At 70.6% G+C, this 16,083-nt stretch carries 21 protein-coding genes; 11 read left to right on the top strand and 10 right to left on the bottom strand.

Translation table 11 applies throughout. From position 1 onward, the window contains the following. Positions 1–57 precede the first annotated feature (57 nt). From ABZW11_RS39165 to ABZW11_RS39150, 4 genes are all read left to right on the top strand, one after another. Positions 58–633, top strand: coding sequence for a DUF305 domain-containing protein (locus ABZW11_RS39165; RefSeq protein ID WP_355429107.1), 576 nt, complete (start codon positions 58–60; stop codon positions 631–633). A gap of 9 nt (positions 634–642) precedes the next feature. After that, positions 643–1,320 carry a phosphotransferase gene (locus tag ABZW11_RS39160; RefSeq protein ID WP_355429104.1) on the top strand — a complete coding sequence of 226 codons (678 nt, stop codon included), beginning with the start codon at positions 643–645 and terminating at the stop codon, positions 1,318–1,320. A 224-nt stretch (positions 1,321–1,544) separates the two neighbouring features. Further along, on the top strand, positions 1,545–1,673 hold the full coding sequence (locus ABZW11_RS39155; protein ID WP_355429101.1) for a hypothetical protein: 129 nt from the start codon (positions 1,545–1,547) through the stop codon (positions 1,671–1,673). A 28-nt stretch (positions 1,674–1,701) separates the two neighbouring features. Beyond that, positions 1,702–2,070, top strand: coding sequence for a DUF1622 domain-containing protein (locus tag ABZW11_RS39150; RefSeq protein WP_355429099.1), 369 nt, complete (start codon positions 1,702–1,704; stop codon positions 2,068–2,070). A gap of 104 nt (positions 2,071–2,174) precedes the next feature. Here the strand turns inward: ABZW11_RS39150 and ABZW11_RS39145 are convergent, their stop codons facing one another. Further along, on the bottom strand, positions 2,175–3,791 hold the full coding sequence (locus ABZW11_RS39145) for a thiamine pyrophosphate-dependent enzyme (RefSeq protein WP_355429096.1): 1,617 nt from the start codon (positions 3,789–3,791) through the stop codon (positions 2,175–2,177). 39 nt (positions 3,792–3,830) lie between these two features. Beyond that, complete coding sequence (locus tag ABZW11_RS39140; RefSeq protein WP_355429094.1) at positions 3,831–4,928, bottom strand: FAD-binding oxidoreductase; 1,098 nt, start codon at positions 4,926–4,928, stop codon at positions 3,831–3,833. A gap of 170 nt (positions 4,929–5,098) precedes the next feature. On the opposite strand from ABZW11_RS39140, the gene ABZW11_RS39135 reads away from it, so the two are divergent. Then, positions 5,099–5,389, top strand: coding sequence for a hypothetical protein (locus tag ABZW11_RS39135; RefSeq protein WP_355429091.1), 291 nt, complete (start codon positions 5,099–5,101; stop codon positions 5,387–5,389). Between the two features lie 141 nt (positions 5,390–5,530). Here ABZW11_RS39135 and ABZW11_RS39130 read toward each other — a convergent pair whose 3' ends face one another. Next, a complete protein-coding gene (locus ABZW11_RS39130; RefSeq protein ID WP_355429088.1) occupies positions 5,531–5,710 on the bottom strand; it encodes a hypothetical protein in 180 nt (59 codons plus the stop codon). Between the two features lie 94 nt (positions 5,711–5,804). Then, complete coding sequence (locus ABZW11_RS39125; RefSeq protein ID WP_355429085.1) at positions 5,805–6,776, bottom strand: aldo/keto reductase; 972 nt, start codon at positions 6,774–6,776, stop codon at positions 5,805–5,807. A 141-nt stretch (positions 6,777–6,917) separates the two neighbouring features. Between ABZW11_RS39125 and ABZW11_RS39120 the strand changes: the two genes are divergently transcribed. From ABZW11_RS39120 to ABZW11_RS39105, 4 genes are all read left to right on the top strand, one after another. Further along, complete coding sequence (locus tag ABZW11_RS39120) at positions 6,918–7,523, top strand: TetR/AcrR family transcriptional regulator (protein ID WP_355429082.1); 606 nt, start codon at positions 6,918–6,920, stop codon at positions 7,521–7,523. Positions 7,524–7,693: 170 nt separating this feature from the next. After that, on the top strand, positions 7,694–8,017 hold the full coding sequence (locus ABZW11_RS39115; protein WP_355429080.1) for an ester cyclase: 324 nt from the start codon (positions 7,694–7,696) through the stop codon (positions 8,015–8,017). 162 nt (positions 8,018–8,179) lie between these two features. Then, positions 8,180–8,977, top strand: coding sequence for a maleylpyruvate isomerase family mycothiol-dependent enzyme (locus ABZW11_RS39110; RefSeq protein WP_355429077.1), 798 nt, complete (start codon positions 8,180–8,182; stop codon positions 8,975–8,977). A gap of 111 nt (positions 8,978–9,088) precedes the next feature. Next, complete coding sequence (locus ABZW11_RS39105; protein ID WP_355429074.1) at positions 9,089–9,373, top strand: hypothetical protein; 285 nt, start codon at positions 9,089–9,091, stop codon at positions 9,371–9,373. Between the two features lie 3 nt (positions 9,374–9,376). Here ABZW11_RS39105 and ABZW11_RS39100 read toward each other — a convergent pair whose 3' ends face one another. Further along, positions 9,377–9,742, bottom strand: a complete 366-nt coding sequence (locus tag ABZW11_RS39100; protein WP_355429071.1) for a nuclear transport factor 2 family protein — start codon at positions 9,740–9,742, stop codon at positions 9,377–9,379. A 152-nt stretch (positions 9,743–9,894) separates the two neighbouring features. Between ABZW11_RS39100 and ABZW11_RS39095 the strand changes: the two genes are divergently transcribed. Then, on the top strand, positions 9,895–11,154 hold the full coding sequence (locus ABZW11_RS39095) for a hypothetical protein (RefSeq protein WP_355429068.1): 1,260 nt from the start codon (positions 9,895–9,897) through the stop codon (positions 11,152–11,154). Positions 11,155–11,482: 328 nt separating this feature from the next. Here the strand turns inward: ABZW11_RS39095 and ABZW11_RS39090 are convergent, their stop codons facing one another. Both ABZW11_RS39090 and ABZW11_RS39085 read right to left on the bottom strand, forming a co-directional pair. Further along, positions 11,483–12,259: an SDR family oxidoreductase gene (locus tag ABZW11_RS39090; protein WP_355429064.1), complete on the bottom strand. Its 777-nt coding sequence runs from the start codon at positions 12,257–12,259 to the stop codon at positions 11,483–11,485. 104 nt (positions 12,260–12,363) lie between these two features. Next, a complete protein-coding gene (locus tag ABZW11_RS39085; RefSeq protein ID WP_355429061.1) occupies positions 12,364–13,017 on the bottom strand; it encodes an SDR family oxidoreductase in 654 nt (217 codons plus the stop codon). Between the two features lie 360 nt (positions 13,018–13,377). On the opposite strand from ABZW11_RS39085, the gene ABZW11_RS39080 reads away from it, so the two are divergent. Continuing rightward, a complete protein-coding gene (locus tag ABZW11_RS39080) occupies positions 13,378–14,220 on the top strand; it encodes a helix-turn-helix transcriptional regulator (RefSeq protein ID WP_355429058.1) in 843 nt (280 codons plus the stop codon). A gap of 25 nt (positions 14,221–14,245) precedes the next feature. Here the strand turns inward: ABZW11_RS39080 and ABZW11_RS39075 are convergent, their stop codons facing one another. From ABZW11_RS39075 to ABZW11_RS39065, 3 genes are all read right to left on the bottom strand, one after another. Beyond that, positions 14,246–14,428, bottom strand: coding sequence for a hypothetical protein (locus ABZW11_RS39075; protein WP_355429056.1), 183 nt, complete (start codon positions 14,426–14,428; stop codon positions 14,246–14,248). 484 nt (positions 14,429–14,912) lie between these two features. Next, complete coding sequence (locus ABZW11_RS39070) at positions 14,913–15,701, bottom strand: potassium channel family protein (protein WP_355429053.1); 789 nt, start codon at positions 15,699–15,701, stop codon at positions 14,913–14,915. 31 nt (positions 15,702–15,732) lie between these two features. Next, positions 15,733–16,083: glycine betaine ABC transporter substrate-binding protein (locus ABZW11_RS39065; RefSeq protein ID WP_355429050.1), on the bottom strand; the 351-nt coding region annotated here is incomplete at its 5' end.

The raw sequence follows: 16,083 nt of genomic DNA, 5'->3' as shown, positions 1-16,083 counted from the left end.
GTCCGGGCGGGCGTGCGCGCCCGCCCGGACGTCTCTCCTCGTGAAAGGCGGTGGCGGGTGCGGTGGTTCGTGGTCTGCTTGGTGGTCGCCGTGCTGGCGGGATGCTCCTCCGCCGAACGGGACACCGGAACGCCGGTTTCCTCCGCCGAACGGGACGCCGGAACGCCGGCCTCCTCCGCCGAGGCGTTCACGACGACCGATGTGGCGTGGTTGCAGCTCACCGACGCCCTGCACGCGCGGGCCCGGCCCCTGCTGGAGCTCGCGCCGCGGCGTGCCGCCGGCCGGTCGCTGGCCGCCCTGGCCGTACGGCTCGGCAAGGAGCACGAGGCGGGCCGCGGCCGGTTGCGGGCGCTGCTCGCCGAAGCGGGGATCACCGGTGAGAACCCGCACCTCCAGCACGACATGCCCGGCATGCCCACGGCGGCGGACCTGAAGACCCTGGCCCGGCTGCGCGACGGCGCCTTCGACCGGCGTTTCGCCGAGCTGCTGCGGGCGCATCTGAGGCAGCTCGTGCTGGTCTCGAACGGTGAACGGGACTCGGGCGGCGCGGCGGCGGCACGGGAGCTGGCGGGGACGATGGCCCGCGAGCACAGCGAGAATCTCGCCGAGCTGGACCGGGCGGTCGCCGCGTAGGTTGAGGGCATGGAGGCCGGGGAGCTGGTGGGCCGGGGACGCAGCGCCGACGTGTACGCCTGCGGCGACGGACGGGTGCTGCGCCGCTACCGGGTGAACGCCGACACCCGGAGTGAGCTGGAGATCATGGCGCACGTGGCCGCGCACGGGTTCCCCGTGCCGGAGGTCTTCCCCGGCGAGAGCACCGCCACGGACCTGGTGATGGCGCGGCTGTCCGGCCCGACGATGCTGCACGCCCTGCTGGCGGGGCAGGTCGGGGCCGAGGAGACGGGGCGGACTCTCGCCGCGCTGCTGCGCCGGCTCCACCTGATCCCGGCCCGGCTGTCCCGCGACCCCCGTGACCGGATCCTGCACCTGGACCTGCATCCGGACAACGTGATGCTGACGCCGGACGGGCCCGTGGTGATCGACTGGTGCAACGCCCGTGAGGGGCGGCCCGCGCTGGACTGCGCCCTGTCGGCACTGATCATCGCGCAGGCGGCGGTGGACGGTGAAAGCGAGCTGGCGCGGGCGGCGCGGGCCTTGCTCGCCGTCCTGGCGGGGGAGCTGGGCGAGGACCTGGACGCGGGCGGCCCGCTGGACGACGCCAAGGCCCGGCGCGCCGCCGACCGGGGGCTCACCGCGCACGAGGTGAGCCTGCTGGACGAGGCGGTGGCGCTGGTCAGGCGGCTGGCAGGGCCGAGCTGAGAAGGCTGGAGCCGTCGTGGCGTACGGGGACGTAGAGGGAGCGGTGGCGGCCTGCCAGCAGGCGGTCGCCCGCACGCCGGGCGACGCTGCGGTGCTTCCTCCACGTCGCCCCTGACGGTCACCCGGCGCGTGCCCAGGTCCACCGGATCCTCGGCCGGTGAATCCTTGACCGGTCACTGGCGTAAACATCCTTAGAAGTCGGGCATCGCGTATCAGGGGTGGCGATGCCGACGAAGGAACAGGTGCTGCGGCTGCTGTCGCAGGGACACGACTCCACGGAGATCGCCGTGGCGCTCGTCATCCCCGCCGGGCAGGCGCGGCTCGCTCGCGAGAAGAACCCACAAGGACGGTGAGCTCCGTCGAGCCGGTCGAGGACCCGCGATGGATCTGAAGCCCGTCATCGAGATGGCCGGACAGGCGGTCGACCTGGCCGGTGTCGCCGCCATCGTGGTGGGGGCGCTGGCGGCGACCTGCCGGTTCGGTTACCGGCTGCTGCTGCGGCAGCCCGCTCACGACGCCTACCAGAGGTACCGCAAGGGGCTTGGGCGTGCCATCCTGCTGGGGCTCGAGTTTCTCGTCGCCGCGGACATCATCCGGACGGTCGCGATCTCCCCGACGTTCGCGAGCGTCGGCGTCCTCGCCGTGATCGTCCTGGTGCGCACGTTTCTCAGCTTCTCCCTGGAGGTGGAGCTGGAGGGCCGCTGGCCGTGGCAGCAGCGGCCTGCGGGCGCGCGGACGAGGCAACCGTGAGGTGGAGATCCTGGCGCCGTGCTCCCCGTCCAGCCCATCGCCAGCGCCCTGGACGCTTTCCCTGTCGCGTCCAGCTGCCGGGCCGTGGCTGGAGGCGATCAGTGTCAGGCGAGTTCCGCGGGCAGGTCGCGTGAGTCGATCTTCGCGACGATGAGGGCAGGCGCGTTGGACGCCTTCGCCGTGGCGAGCGCCTCGTCGAGGGCTGCCGCGGTGGTGACGGACTGGGCGGTCTGGACGCCGAGGCCGCTGGCGAACTTGACGAAGTCCCAGCGGTTCAGGACGACGTACGGCTTCGGCCGGGTGGCGGGGTCGCTGAAGTAGCCGGCGTCGAGCAGGAACTGCTCGAAGGCGTAGATGCCGTTGTCGATCACGACCACGACCGGGTTGCGTTCGTAGCGGACCATGGTGGACAGCGCCTGGGCGGTCATGTGGAAGCCGCCGTCGCCGCAGATGACCAGCGGGCGGCGGGCCGAGGCGAACGACGCCCCGACCGCCGCGGCCACCGAGTGCCCGATCGAGGCCCACACGGCCCCGGACAGGAAGCCGTCCCGGCCCTTGATGGGCAGGTGGGCGGCCGAGTGGATGCCGAGGAAGGTGTCGGGGATCACCAGCCAGGACGGGTCCAGCGCGGCGCCGATGCGCTCGAACACGCGGCGATAGGTCAGCGGGCTCGCGGCCGTGGGCGTGACCGGGTCGACGCCGGCCGGCACCGGTCGCGGCGCCTCCGTCGCGGCCTCGGCGGCGAGTGCGGTGACCAGGGCGTCGAGCTGCGCGCTCTGCTTGGCGCCGGTCTTGATCTTCACCTTGCCGTCGTAGGCGGTGATGATGCGGTTCGTGCCGGTACGAATCAGCGTGGCGTAGCTGCTCGGGAACACGCAGCCGAGCATCACGAGCAGGTCGGCCTGCGCGACGGCGTTCACGGCGGGCTGCGAGTGCGGCGGGGCGTAGACGCCGACCCAGCCGGCGCCCTGCTCGGGCAGCACTCCCTTGGCCGGCAACTGGACGGACCAGCGCACACCGAGCTTGGCGATCAGGTCGGCGACCTTGTCCGCGAGCCCGTGGCGCTGGACCTCGATGCCGACCAGGATCAGCGGCTTCGCCGCGGCGCGTACCAGGCCGGCGATCGTGGCGGCGAGCTGCTCCTCGGTGCCCGCCGGCGGCTCGGTGACCGGCAGGGACCCGGACGGGGCCGGGCAGGACGCCGTCCAGATGTCCCTGTTGATCTCGATGTAGACCGGCCGCTTGCGCTTGACGGCGGTGGCGATCGCGGCGTCGACCACGCCCGGCACCGCGGCGGCCGTCCCGGCGCGCGCCGCGCTCGCGGTGACCGTCCGGTACGTGCTCAGGTCGTGGTCGGGCTGCCCGGTCGAGTGCGAGAACAGGACGTCGAAGTCCTTGAGGTTGGCGAGGTTCGTCGCGTTGGGGCCGCCGTTGACGACGACGACCGGGCTGCGCTCGACGAAGGCGCCGGCGATGGCGTTGACCATGCTGAGCATGCCGACGCCGTTGGCCACTGCGACCACGCCGAGCCCCTTGGCCCGGGCGTAGCCGTCGGCGGCGTAGCCGGCCTCGAGGTCGCTCGCGGTGACGATCGGCTTGACGCCGTTACGGCCGGCCGCGTCGAACAGCCCCGCGCCGTAGGCGGCGGGCACGCCGAACAGCGTGTCGACGCGCTGCTGGGTCAGCCTCTTGAGCACGTAGTCGGCGACGGTGAAAGCCACGATGGCGCTCCAGTGCAGGCCCGCCGGGGCGGGGATCGGTCAGTCGGAGACAGAGAGCCTGGGGTCGACCAGCCGCCTGTTGCACGGGTGGTCGATGTGGTTCATGGGCATCGGCACGGGCGCCGCTCGGCCGAATGCGGCGGCGATGATGTTCACCAGCTTCTTGCACTCGGCCGGGTTGAGGTCCTCGTCCTCCTTGTCCCAGTCGGGCGTGGTGCCCATGACGACGTGGTCGGAGCGCGGGAACATGTAGCCGTTACGGCTGTAGAGGTATTCCAGGTCCGGCTGCGCCGGCAACATCGCGAGGTAGCCTCTGACGCCGACCATCTTCGTGTCGTTCCACAGCTTCTTCGCGCCCATCCCGGTGCAGTTGATGATGATCTTCTGTGGCGCCGTCGAGAAGATGTCGGCCTTGCTGGTGAACGTCTTGTCCACGAACGTGACGTCGCGCGCCCTCAGGTCGCACTCCAGCCGAGGGAGAAAGATGGGCGGCTCGACCAGCAGCGTCTGATACAGAAATCCCGGCTGGGTGTGGTTCTGGAACGGCAGGCGGCTCAGTCTCTGGCGGGCCGGCAGCAGGCCGGGCAGGAGCTCCAGCACCATGTCCAGGCCCTCGGCCGGCTTGGGGCAGTAGTTGGGCCGCTCGGAGACGCCGAAACCCTTGCCGATGCTGTCCTTGAAGGTCGTGTAGGACGTCTTGATGATCGCCTTCAGGTCCTGCTGGTTCATGGCGGTTTCGACGACGGAGACCGCCCACTGGCCGCCTGCCTTGAACGACGTGGTCTTCACCGGCTTGCGATCCGCGTAGATCGTGACCTTGAGCCCCAGGTCGAGCAGCATCGTGGCGGCGGTCAGGCCCATGACGCCGGCGCCTAGCACCGCGGCCTCCGTTTGGGGCGAGCCGGCCAGGAACTGGCGCACCATGTCCTTCACCTTGGCCGCGCAACCCCAGCTCAACGAGATGCCCGCGCCGCCGTGGCCGTAGTTGTGCACGACGAACCGGCCGGAGACCTGCTCGGAGTTCAGCCGGAAGGTTCCCTTGCGATACGGCCGCACGCCGGTGACGCACGCCCCGGGGACGCTCGGATCGTAGGTGAAGTCCGGTGTCGGCAGGTTGGTGAGCTCCCGCACGTCCATCGCGCCAGCCCCTGAGTGATCGTGTCCGTTAGCGATCGGGGGCCCGCCGGCACTCGTACCCGGCGTCGGAGCCGCCCAGCCCTCTGGAACCAAGGCTTGACCCGGCCCAGAGCCGTTGTTTTCTGCGGCTGCGCGAGGGGAGGCGGTGGCCGAAGTGCCTATGAGCATGGGTGCTCAAGCGGTCACAGGTACTCCAGGGCTTCGGCGAGGGCCTTCCTGTCAGGAGTTCCGGTCTTGTCGTAGACGGCGTAGAGGGTGTTGGCGACCGTGCGTACGGACAGGACGAGGCGCGCGGCGATCTCTCCAGCCGGACAGTGTACGACCTCACCATCTACACCGCGGAGCCGGGCAGCACCTCCGAAGAGCGGTTCAAGCTCCTGACCATCCTGCCGGCCACCCAGCCGGCACACCCCACCAGCCAGCCGCGGCCGCGGCGCGGCCGGGCACCGCGCGAGTTGTAACGACGCGCTTCGGAAACGCGCCTTGGGGCCAAATGATGAGGCCCCTGTCTGTGTCTGCGGAGAGCATGGTCCGGGGTGCGCTGAAGGCGGTCGGGGTGGCCTGCGCTCGTAGAACCGCACCGGCCTGCGGTAGCGGGTCAGTCAGGCGAAGGTTCGTGCTGCCTCCCACCTCCGGGGCGGTACGACGAAGGCACGCCGGGCCTGGGGCCGGGACGCCGGGCCGTGTTCGGAGTCGGGAGCCGCGGCGTACGCGCTGAGCATGGGCAGGCCGAGCACGTTGGCGACCGAGGTGGTGAGCACGACGCCGCCGCCCTCGGTCATCAGCGGGGCGAGCTTTTGCGGCGTGAAGTACGGCCCTTCGACGAGGTGATGGCCATCCCCTCGTCGAACAGTTCTTCGTTGCGGCAAGCTCGGATCAGCGGTCGATGGCGGCCATGTTGTCCGCGTCGTAGCGTTCGCCGGTGGCCGGGGGGAGGGCGTTCAGGCGGGCGAGGTGGTCGGCGGTGAGGTTGATGTGGTCGGCGGCGGTGTTCTCCTCCAGTCGGGCGACTCGCTTGGTGCCGGGGATGGGCGCGATGTCGTCGCCCTGGGCGAGTAGCCATGCCAAGGCGACCTGTGCGGGCGTGGCGTCGATCTCGGCGGCCACAGCCCGGACCTCGTCGACGATGCGCAGGTTGCGTTCCAGGTTGCCGTCGGCGAAGCGCTGGTTGGTGCGGCGCCAGTCGCCGGTGTCGAGGTCGTTCAGGGAGCGGATGCCGCCGGTCAGGAAGCCGCGGCCGAGCGGGGAGTACGGTACGAAGCCGATGCCTAGTTCGCGCAGGACGGGCAGGATGTCGGCCTCGGGGTCGCGGGTCCACAGGGAGTACTCGGATTGGATCGCGGTGATCGGATGCACGGCGTGAGCGCGGCGGATCGTGGCGGGGCCGGCCTCCGACAGGCCGATGTGGCGGATCTTGCCTTCGGCGACCAGTTCGGCCAGGGCGCCGATGGTCTCTTCGATGGGGGTGCCGGGGTCCACCCGGTGCTGGTAGTAGAGGTCGATGTAGTCGGTACGCAGGCGCTTGAGTGATCCCTCCACGGCCAGGCGGATGGTGGCCGGCGTGCTGTCCGGAGCCGTGCCACCGGTGTGGGAGATCAGTCCGAACTTGGTCGCCAGCACGACCTCGTCTCGGCGCCCTTGTACGGCCCGGCCGACCAGCTCCTCGTTGGTGAAGGGGCCGTACGCCTCGGCGGTGTCGATATGGGTGACCCCGAGGTCCAGGGCGCGGTGGATGGTGCGGATGGACTCGTCGTCGAACTGGCCGGCTCCGGTGTAGAACGCTGACATCCCCATGGCTCCGAGGCCGATGCGCGAGACCTCGAGGCTGCCGAGCGAAACGGTTCTCATGGCGCGGACTTCCCTTCCCGTCAGTTAAGTACTAATCGGTTCAGAACTCTACCGCACATCAAGACTGATCGGTACTTAACTGCCCTCGTCGAAGAGAACCGCTGGTCGGCGTAGATCTATACCGACAGGTACGCTTATGGCATGGGTGACTCCAGCAGGGCCGTCATGGGCCGGCCTCGGGAATTCGACGTCGACCAGGCGCTGGAACGCGCGATGCGGGTGTTCTGGGCTAGAGGGTACGAAGGCGCAAGCCTTGCCGAACTGACCCGCGCCATGGGGATCACCAAGACGAGCATGTACGCGGCCTACGGCAACAAGGAGCAGTTGTTCCGCAAGGCCCTCCAGCGCTACGGCGCGGGACCGGCCGCCTATGTCACGCGCGCCCTGAAGGAGCCCACCGCACGGGCCGTGGCCGTGGCGTTCCTGCGCGGAGCGGTCTGCACCACGACCTCTCCCGACGGCCCCTCCGGATGCCTGGCCGTACAGGGTGCGCTGGCGTCGAGCGACGAGAGCCGGGCCGTCCACGACCTGCTCGTCGACTGGCGCAACGACGCGGGCGTCCGCCTTGAGGAGCGCTTCCGGCGTGCCGTCGACGAAGGTGATCTTCCGCGGGACGCCGACCCTCGGCGTCTTGCCCGGTTCATGATGACGGTGGGTTTCGGCATCGCCGTGCAGGCCGCCAACGGCCTCGGTCCTGCTGAGCTCGATGAGATCGTCGACGCGGCGATGCTCGGCTGGCCCGCATAGCCCCTTCGCTAGGCGAGTGGTGACGGTACGGCGAAAACCCCGGTACCGTCTGGAACAGAAGTGGCGGAGCAGCGGTTCCTCCGCCTGCCGACGTATCGCGGCAAAAGAGTCGAGAGCCGTCGCGAAACACCGAGCCCGACCTCCGCTCCAGGAGGCTGAAGAAGGAGATCATGTCCGACACCGGCCTGCGCGCGTTCTACCTGCGCTACGTCGGGGCGCTCAACGCACACGAGATCTCCCGCATGGACGGGTCCATCAACGACGAGACCACCCTGAACAGCGAGCCCGGCGCGCGCGACCAGGTCATCGCTGTGCTGAACGACGCCATCGACGCGGTACCGGACTTCCACTGCCAACCCCAGGAGATGGCGGTCGACGATGATCGCCTGGCCGCCCGTCTGACCAACACCGGCACACCTGCCAAGGAGTGGCTCGGCGCCTGCCGGCCTACGCGCCCGAACTCAACCCGGTGGAGATGGTGTGGTCACACCTAAACGCGCCCTGGGACATCGTGATGGGGAGCGCCGGACTCACCCCCGAACGCCCGGACCGAAACTCGCGTCGGACAACGCAGCCACCACCCGCTGTGGTCGGCGGCAACGCTCTCCTTCGGGGCTCATCCTCGATCACCGGAGCACGAATGATGAGTATGCGGCGTGGAGAAGAATCTTGAGTTCCCTGACCTGCTGCGACTGATCGATGAACGGTCGACCGCCTTCCGCGACGCGGTCGCCGCCGCGCCCAGTCTCGACGCACAGGTGCCGACCTGCCCCCAGTGGACGCTGTTCGATCTGGTGAAGCACCTGAGTGGGGGAGACCGTTATTGGGCCGCCATCGTCGGCGCGGGACCTGCCGACGCTCCCCCGGCCGAGGCCACCGCTGCGCGCGCCGCTCTGGAAGTGCCGCAGGAGCGTGAGGCCCTGCTGGCCTGGCTGGCCGCGTCGACGCAGCTTCTGCTGAGCGCGCTGCGGGAGGCGGGCCCGGACGCTGGCTGCTGGGCGTGGTGGAGTGCCCTGCAGACGCCGCGGACCTCTGGCGGAGTCGCCCGGCACCGGGTCCAGGAGAGCGCGGTGCACACCTACGACGCCCAGCTCGCCGCGGGCGCCGCGCAGCCGCTGCCGACCGAGGTCGCACTCGACGGTGTCGAGGAGTTCCTGTTCACCTGCGTCGCGACGCTCAGCGCCTGGCCGCACAAGCCCACGGCCTTCGACTTCCACACCGCCGAGGGCCGCTCCTGGCGCCTCACGGTCGACGGCGACGGCGCACGCTCCACCCGCATCCCCGCCCCCACTGCTGCGACCGGCGAGGACTTGGACGCAGCCGGCGCCTCCATCCATGGCACGGCCAGTGAGGTGGTCCTCTACTTGTACGACCGTATCCAGGCCGGCTCCTTGCACGTTGACGGAGACGCGGGGCTGCTCGACCTGCTCCGCGCCTGGGAGCCGGGGGAGTAGGACGTAGGGGGCAATTGGCCGCGCCTCGTCGAAGAGGTCCCTCCCGTCTTATCGCGGTGTGGCGTCTCGGGGCTCCGACAGGCGAGGCAGTAGCGGTAGAGGTTCACTCGGGTGAGCGTGCCGGCCGCCGCAGGGCGACCGCCGGGCTCGACCGGCTCATTGCGGCGCTCCCGCCGGTCAGGACCGCAGGCGACCGTGCCAAGCGCGGCGGCCGCACCGAGCATGACGACCGGCCACCCTGGCCTCGCGGCCAAGGGCGTCACGGCCGAGCCGCCGTCGGAACTGGGGGAGCGGTTGTGGACGTCGTGGCTGACCGACCCCGACGGCTACCGGATCGAACTCGTCCAGTGGCCGCCCGGGCATCCCCCCGGCATGACGGCGGCGGACTTCGCGTGAGCGTCAGGCCGGCGCGTACGCGGGAGCCACGTCGACGAAGATGCGATAGTCCGAGATCAGGCCGTCGTCGCGGGTACGCCAGATCGACACGGCGACCACGCGGGCGTCCCGGCCGTCGAGCCGGCGGTAGGTGACCTCGGTCTCGGCGATGGTGTCGGCGCCGACCCGCCAATGCCTGACGATCCGGTGCCGCAGGCTCGCGATGGTGGTGAAGAACGCGCGCAGCCCGTCGGCGACGGCCTGGCGGCCCACCATCGGCTCGGCGTTGCCGAACACCATCGTGCCGTCCTCGGCCATCAACTCCGCGATGCCGTCCGGGTCGAACGCGTCGATGATCTGAAAAACGTGACGTACCTCGTCGTCGGACATGCCCACCAGTCCCTGTCGGTGAAGATCGACGCCTCCACCTTGCGCGCCGAACCGCCGCCGGGCAAGCCCGAAGCGGCGGGGCGGGCGTTCTCATGATCTGTAGAGTGAGCGACTGCCCGCCCCCGACCGGCTCACCGCGAAGGACTCCCGCCATGTTCATCCGCCGCGCGTCGATCGTCGCCGCCCTCACCCTCGTCGCGTCCTGCCTCGCCCTCCCTCCCGCGTACGCCTGGGCCCCCGCCGTCAGCTCGTCGGGCGTCCCCTTACCCGGAGGGATATATCCGGGCTCGGCCCGCTATCAGAGTGCCGGTTTCTACCAGTACGCGCCGTCCGTCGTGCAGACGTCCGACACCCAGCGGATCATCTACTACTGCGCCAACACCGTCGAGTACGACAGGAGCGGCGGCAACGCGCTCGCCGCCACCCACGACCACGTCCTGTTCAACGTCGGCACCCGCCGGCAGGACGGGTCGTACAGCTGGGGCCCCACCCAGGTGGCGCTGCGGCCCCGCCTTGAGCCGGGGGACGCCCAGTACCATCCGGCCACACCGAGCTGGGCGGCGTACCACATCTGCGACCCCGACGTGATCAAGGGACGGTTCACCTACACGGCGCCCGGCGCCGATGCGAAGACCTACACCTGGGCGATGTTCTTCACCGGCGCGGACGACGACGACCACGGCGCCGACGGCCGGTTCAACGTCATCGGCGTCGCCCTCGCCGCCTCCCCGCTCGGACCGTGGACCATCGTCGCGGAGCCCGTCGTCGACATCGACGAACCCGACTACAACGCCGCCGGCTACGGCGTGGGCCAGCCCAGCGTGACCAGCGTCGACCAGCAGGGGAACCTGCTGCTGTTCTACAGCGGCCTGGACTGCGCGGCCCTGGACGCACCGGACCCGTCCTGCGACGTCGCCGACCGCGGCACCGCCGTGCGCACGCTCGACCTCGGCGACGCCGGCGCACCGGTGCTCGGCGAGAGGCGCTTCGTCACCACCGCCGGGCTGACGCCGGAACCGTTCCTCCCCAATTCCGGACGCTTCCTGCACAACGCGTCGTGGGCCTACGACCCCAGCCGGGCCTCGTTCGTCGTCTCCCGCGACACCGGGCCGCTCGACGGCAACGAGATCCAGGCGAACGTGGAGGTCGACCGGCTCGCGGGATCGAGCGTCTGGGAGGGCGGGGGCACCTGGACGGTCGTCGGCCAGATCACCGCCGGCCAGTCGGGCCACCGCTGGAACCACAACTCCGGCCTGGTCCGCGACTCCTACGGCGGCCTGGCCTTCCAGCGGCCGCTGGACTACTCGGGGGTGGACGTGTACTTCGCCACCGAGCCCGGCTCCGCGGGCACCGTGCCGCCCTGGGACGGCTACTTCACCTACCGCCTCCAGCACGGCACCGCCGCGCTGTGACGTGACCAGGCGGCGGCGCCGGCGCCACGCTGGACGTCCCGTTGAGCGGCGGTCCGGCCTGACAGGCCCCGCCCGAGAGCACCGCGTTCTCCGCGCGACGAGGCCGGGGTTTCCGTCGCCGGGAAGCCGGGATGCTGGAGTTCCTCAAGTGCCGGGGGCCGGCCACGATGCACAGCGGCCGGCGCGCAGAGCCGGGCCGGACGGAGACTCACAGAACGATCCACGGGAGAGGGGAGATCAGCCTCTGCGGCGATCAGAACCGGCTCTGCGGAGCCGTGGACCTCAACCCGAGCGTCCACGAACTGTGGCCGCCGGCGCTGACTGATTCTCACATCGCGGTGAAGCCGCCATCGGCGGCGACCACGGCACCGGTGATGAAGCCGGCGCGTGGTGAGGCGAGGAAGCAGAGCACCTCGGCGATCTCCTCGGGCTGGGCCACCCGCCCGAGCGGCTGGGCGCCGGCGAAGGAGGCCAAGTATGCGCGGCTGTCGGTGCGGAAGGTGTCGAGGAAGTCGGTCTCGATGACGCCCGCGGCCACGAGGTTGGCCCGGATGCCCAGCGGGCCGCCCTCGACGGCCAGGACCTTGGTGAGCTGGGCCAAGGCGCCCTTGGACGCCGCGTAGGCGACACCCTCCGGCATGCCGACGGTGCAGACGTAGGAGCCCGTGCTCACGATGGCGCCGCCGCCGCGCTCGCGCATCACGCGGAAGGCTTCGCGGGCGAAGAAGAACGAGCCGCGCGCGTTGACCGCCATCAGCGCGTCCCAGTCCTGCGCCGTCGTGTCCGTGACCGGCTTGTTCAAGGTGCGGCCCGCGTTGTTGACCAGGATGTCCAGAGCGCCGAACAGCTCGACGGCTTCCTGCACGGCCCGCGCGGCCACCGCCTCGTCCGCGACGTCCCCGATCAGAGGATGCACGCCGGGAAACTCCGCAGGCAGCTCTGCCACCTCCTGACGCTGATCGAGGGCGACGATCCGGGCGCCGCGGCGGTGCAGCAGCCGGACGGTGTGCCTGCCCACGCCGCGCGCGGCCCCTGTGACGAGGGCTGCCTTTCCGGCGAACTCGGTGGACTCTGTGGTCTGGGCGGACGCATGCGTGGAGGTCATCATCCCTTTCCTTCCTGCCTCGGCGGCCAGGCGCCGCAGGCGTAGCCGGCCGGTTCGCGGCGCGACGACGCGCCGGCGGCCCTGTCCGTTCGGTGTTCGGCTGCTCAGTACGCGGTGAGCCCGCCGTCGATCACGAACTCCGCTCCGGTGACGAAGGAGGAGTCGTCGCCGGCGAGGAAGAGGTAGGCGGGGGCGACCTCATCGGCGTGCCCGGCCCGGCGCATCGGGGTGCGCTGGATGTCCGGCTGCTGGTCACCCTGCTCGTCCAGGAGTTCCTGGATCATCGGCGTGGCGATGACGCCGGGGTGCACGGAGTTGACCCGCACGCCCTGGCGCGCGTACTCGACCGCGGCGGTCTTGCTCAGCAGGCGCACCGCGCCCTTGGACGCCTGGTAAGCCGCAGCGGAGCCGCTGCCGACGAGCCCGAGCACCGACGAGGTGTTGATCACCGAGGCGTTGCCGCTCGCGCGCAGCAGCGGCAACGCGGCCTTCATGCCGAGCCAGGTGCCTTTCTGGTTGACGTCGATGACGCGGTCCCAGGCATCCTCCGCCGTGTCCTCGACGCCGGGCCAGTCCACGATGCCGGCCAGGTTCACCAGCACGTTCAGCGTGCCGAAACGCTCGCGTACGAGGTCGATCACCTGCGCCCACTCCCGCGCGGAGGAGACGTCGAGGCGGGCGGCGGCCACCTCCACGCCAAGGTCCTCGATCTTGGCGGTCAGCTCCCGCAGAGGTCCTTCGGCGATATCGGTGATCATCAGCCGGGCGCCTTTCGCGGGCGAAGAGTTCGGCGGTAGCCGCGCCGATGCCGCCGGTCGCGCCGGTGATCAGCGCGACCTTGCCGGCGAGTCGTTGTCCTGTCATGGGAACTTCCTTTGATGCGTCGTTGATGTGGTCTGTTCGGTCAGGTCTTGTCGCGTCGCGGGCGCCGCTGACGGGGCGAGCTGGGCGGCGCTGGCGCAGCCGGCCCAGGGTGGCGTTCAAAGGGCTCCCCTCCGAGGATGAGGGGCGTGGTACTCCGTTGAGTCTGCGCAGGTCAGAGGGCGTTAACCAGGCCGTGTGCTGCCTGGGTGCGCCGCACCCAGGCAGCACACGGGGCCGCCGGATAGCGTGGTCGTATGGATGGCAACCACCTCGGAGAGTTCCTGCGCGCACGCCGCGCCGCCCTGCGGCCGGAGGACGTCGGCATGGCGAGCTACGGGGCCCGCAGAGTCGCCGGGCTGCGCCGTGAGGAGGTCGCCGTCCTGGCCGGGGTGAACGCTGACTACTACACCCGCCTGGAACAAGGGCGTGAGCGCAACCCCTCAGGTCAGGTGCTCGACGCCCTGGGCCGCGCGCTGCGTCTCGACGCGGAGGCCCGGGCGCACCTGTACCGGCTGGCCGGGACCATCCCTGACGACCGGCCCTTCAGGCAGGCCGCCGAGCGGGTCAGCCCGGCGCTGCGCCAGTTGATGGACGGCTACCCGCACACGCCGGCGTTCGTGATGAACCGGACCCTGGACATTCTGGCCACCAACGCCCTGGCCGATGCCCTCTACAGCCCCTTCGAGCCGGCGGACAACCTGGCCCGCATGACCTTCATCGACCCTGCCGGCCGGCGCTTCTACACCGACTGGGACCGGGCGGCCCAGGCCACCGTGGCCAACCTGCGCCAGGCGGCCGGCTTCGCCCCGGACGACCCGCGGCTGGCCGAGCTCGTCCGCGATCTCGCCGGGCGGAGCGCGGACTTCGCCCGGCTCTGGAACGCCCACACCGTGCAGGGTAAGACCCAGGACGCCAAGCAATTCCTGCACCCCGACGTCGGCCCGCTCACGCTCACCTACCAGGCCTTCGACGTCCGCGACGCCCCCGGCCAGCAGCTCGTGATCTACCATGCCGAGCCGGGCAGCGCCAGCGCCCAGGCCCTCGGCCTTCTCGGCTCCATCCACGCCACCCGGCGCCAGAGCGAACCGCGAAGGTGAAGGGCCGGCTCGCCCTGTCCGGCGTTCATCGGTGGGCGTGGAAGGACTCGGTGAGGTCGCGGGCGACGGTGGTGGCCGGCCGGAACGCCCGCACCTGGGCCGGGATGAGGCCCTGTTCGCGCATCAGGGCACGTACAGTTCGGCCGAGCATGCTCGCCGCGGCGGGCCAGGCGGCGTGCACGCGCCGGTACTCCTCCACCACCTGCACGTCGGCGTCCGGGCTCAGCCACGCGGGGGAGGCGGAGCAGGACGAAGGCGGAGCCGCACAGATCGAGGGTGGAACGGCCGCCGGCGAGCGGCACGTGTGGCGCGCGCGTGCCGGGCGTGCCGTCGAGCAGTCGCGGCAGCACGGGCTCGCCGGGCCGCTCCCCGTCCACGGGGTAGCGATATCCCATGGAGACCGCTCTATAGTCGATGACCTGAGGCCCCGCCGCACGCTACCGTAGACCGACCCGAAGCTCGGCCCCAGGGTGAGCAGGGGAAGAAAGCCAAGTGCCGGCCCGGCCATGAGGTCCATGAGCGCCACCGGCGCCATCACCATGAACGGCAGCCAGCGCAGCGTCCACTGTGAGCTCATGCAGCGCCCTCGAACCCCATCTGCCCTCCCGTGGTAGGCCGCCGCCTCTCATCCTTGCATAGTGCAACAGCCTGCGGGAGGCCGCGGCGCAGACCTTCGGCTGCCTCGCCCCGGCTCACCGGTCCGGGGCCGTGGCTCCGCTCCCGTCGTCCTGCCGTCGGGTGATCTCGTCCAGCCGGTCGCGCACTTCCCGCAGCTCGGCCAGGACGAGCCGGAGGTCGGCCTCGTTGCGCGTCTCAGCGGCCGAGGTCTGCTGGAAGCGTTCGACGAACCAGGCGGCGATCGAGGCGGTGACGACGCCGAGCAGCGCGATGCCGGAAAGCATCAACGTCGCCGCGATCAGCCGGCCCTCCAGCGTCGTCGGATACAGATCTCCGTAGCCCACCGTCGTCATCGTCGTCAGTGACCACCACAGGGCGTCGGACAGGGTGACGATCGTCGGCTCGGCGGAGCGGCGTTCGGCGTCCAGCACCGCGATGGCGCCGACCAGGGCCAGGAAGCAGGCCCAGCCGCTGACGTACACGGTCACCCGCATGCGTAGCGGCAGCGTGACCCGGCGCATCAGCGCGGTGAGCAGCAGCAGCGAGCGCAGCACGGCCAGCGGCCGTAGCAGCGGCAGCAGGACGACCAGCAACGCGGGGATGTGGGTGGCGATGAAGTGCCCGCGCCGGTCGGACAGCCACACCCTGATGGCGTAGTCGGCGGCGAACAGCGCCCAGGCCGTCTGCTGGGCGCGTTCCAGCCATCGGTCGGCGTTCTCCGGCAGCTGGGGCAGCACGATGGGAAGCGCCCAGCTGGCCAGGAACAGCAGGCCGACGCCGAGCAGCACGGGATCGGTCCGGCGTTCCCAGGCGTGCAGGCGCCGTGATGGCGGGGGTGCTGGTGCTGTGCGGGGCTGTTCCATTCTCGTCCTCAGGGTGCGGGCAGGCAGACGGTCAGGCGGGCGAGCCCAGGAAGCCCTCCTTGCTCAGCCACTCCTCGCTGACCTTGTCCGGCTCCCTGCCCTCGACGTCCACCTGCGCGTTGAGCTGCTGCATGGTGGCGTCGTCGAGCTTGTCGATGACCGGCTGGAGCACCTTCTCCAGCGCCGGGTACTTCTCGAACGTCTCCTGCCGCACGGTCACCGCGGCGTTGTAGATCGGGAAGAACTTCTTGTCGTCCTCCAGCACGGTGAGCCCGAGCGCGGCAATGCGGCCGTCGGTGGTGAACACCTCGCCGAAGTTGCAGGTCTGGCCCTTGTCGGTCTCGGTGTAGACGACGCCGGTGTCGAGCAGCTTGACCTGGTT

This window comes from Nonomuraea sp. NPDC004580 (assembly GCF_040609855.1).
Lineage (GTDB): Bacteria > Actinomycetota > Actinomycetes > Streptosporangiales > Streptosporangiaceae > Nonomuraea > Nonomuraea salmonea.
This window is presented reverse-complemented; position numbering and strand designations above follow the sequence as displayed.

Coding starts and splice junctions, on each gene's coding strand:
- ABZW11_RS39090 (WP_355429064.1), bottom strand. CDS start 12,259: ATGACCTCCACGCATGCGTCCGCCCAGACCACAGAGTCCACCGAGTTC.
- ABZW11_RS39120 (WP_355429082.1), top strand. CDS start 6,918: ATGGGTGACTCCAGCAGGGCCGTCATGGGCCGGCCTCGGGAATTCGAC.
- ABZW11_RS39115 (WP_355429080.1), top strand. CDS start 7,694: ATGTCCGACACCGGCCTGCGCGCGTTCTACCTGCGCTACGTCGGGGCG.
- ABZW11_RS39095 (WP_355429068.1), top strand. CDS start 9,895: ATGTTCATCCGCCGCGCGTCGATCGTCGCCGCCCTCACCCTCGTCGCG.
- ABZW11_RS39160 (WP_355429104.1), top strand. CDS start 643: ATGGAGGCCGGGGAGCTGGTGGGCCGGGGACGCAGCGCCGACGTGTAC.
- ABZW11_RS39100 (WP_355429071.1), bottom strand. CDS start 9,742: ATGTCCGACGACGAGGTACGTCACGTTTTTCAGATCATCGACGCGTTC.
- ABZW11_RS39070 (WP_355429053.1), bottom strand. CDS start 15,701: ATGGAACAGCCCCGCACAGCACCAGCACCCCCGCCATCACGGCGCCTG.
- ABZW11_RS39085 (WP_355429061.1), bottom strand. CDS start 13,017: ATGATCACCGATATCGCCGAAGGACCTCTGCGGGAGCTGACCGCCAAG.
- ABZW11_RS39080 (WP_355429058.1), top strand. CDS start 13,378: ATGGATGGCAACCACCTCGGAGAGTTCCTGCGCGCACGCCGCGCCGCC.
- ABZW11_RS39140 (WP_355429094.1), bottom strand. CDS start 4,928: ATGGACGTGCGGGAGCTCACCAACCTGCCGACACCGGACTTCACCTAC.
- ABZW11_RS39155 (WP_355429101.1), top strand. CDS start 1,545: ATGCCGACGAAGGAACAGGTGCTGCGGCTGCTGTCGCAGGGACACGAC.
- ABZW11_RS39150 (WP_355429099.1), top strand. CDS start 1,702: ATGGATCTGAAGCCCGTCATCGAGATGGCCGGACAGGCGGTCGACCTG.
- ABZW11_RS39125 (WP_355429085.1), bottom strand. CDS start 6,776: ATGAGAACCGTTTCGCTCGGCAGCCTCGAGGTCTCGCGCATCGGCCTC.
- ABZW11_RS39130 (WP_355429088.1), bottom strand. CDS start 5,710: ATGACCGAGGGCGGCGGCGTCGTGCTCACCACCTCGGTCGCCAACGTG.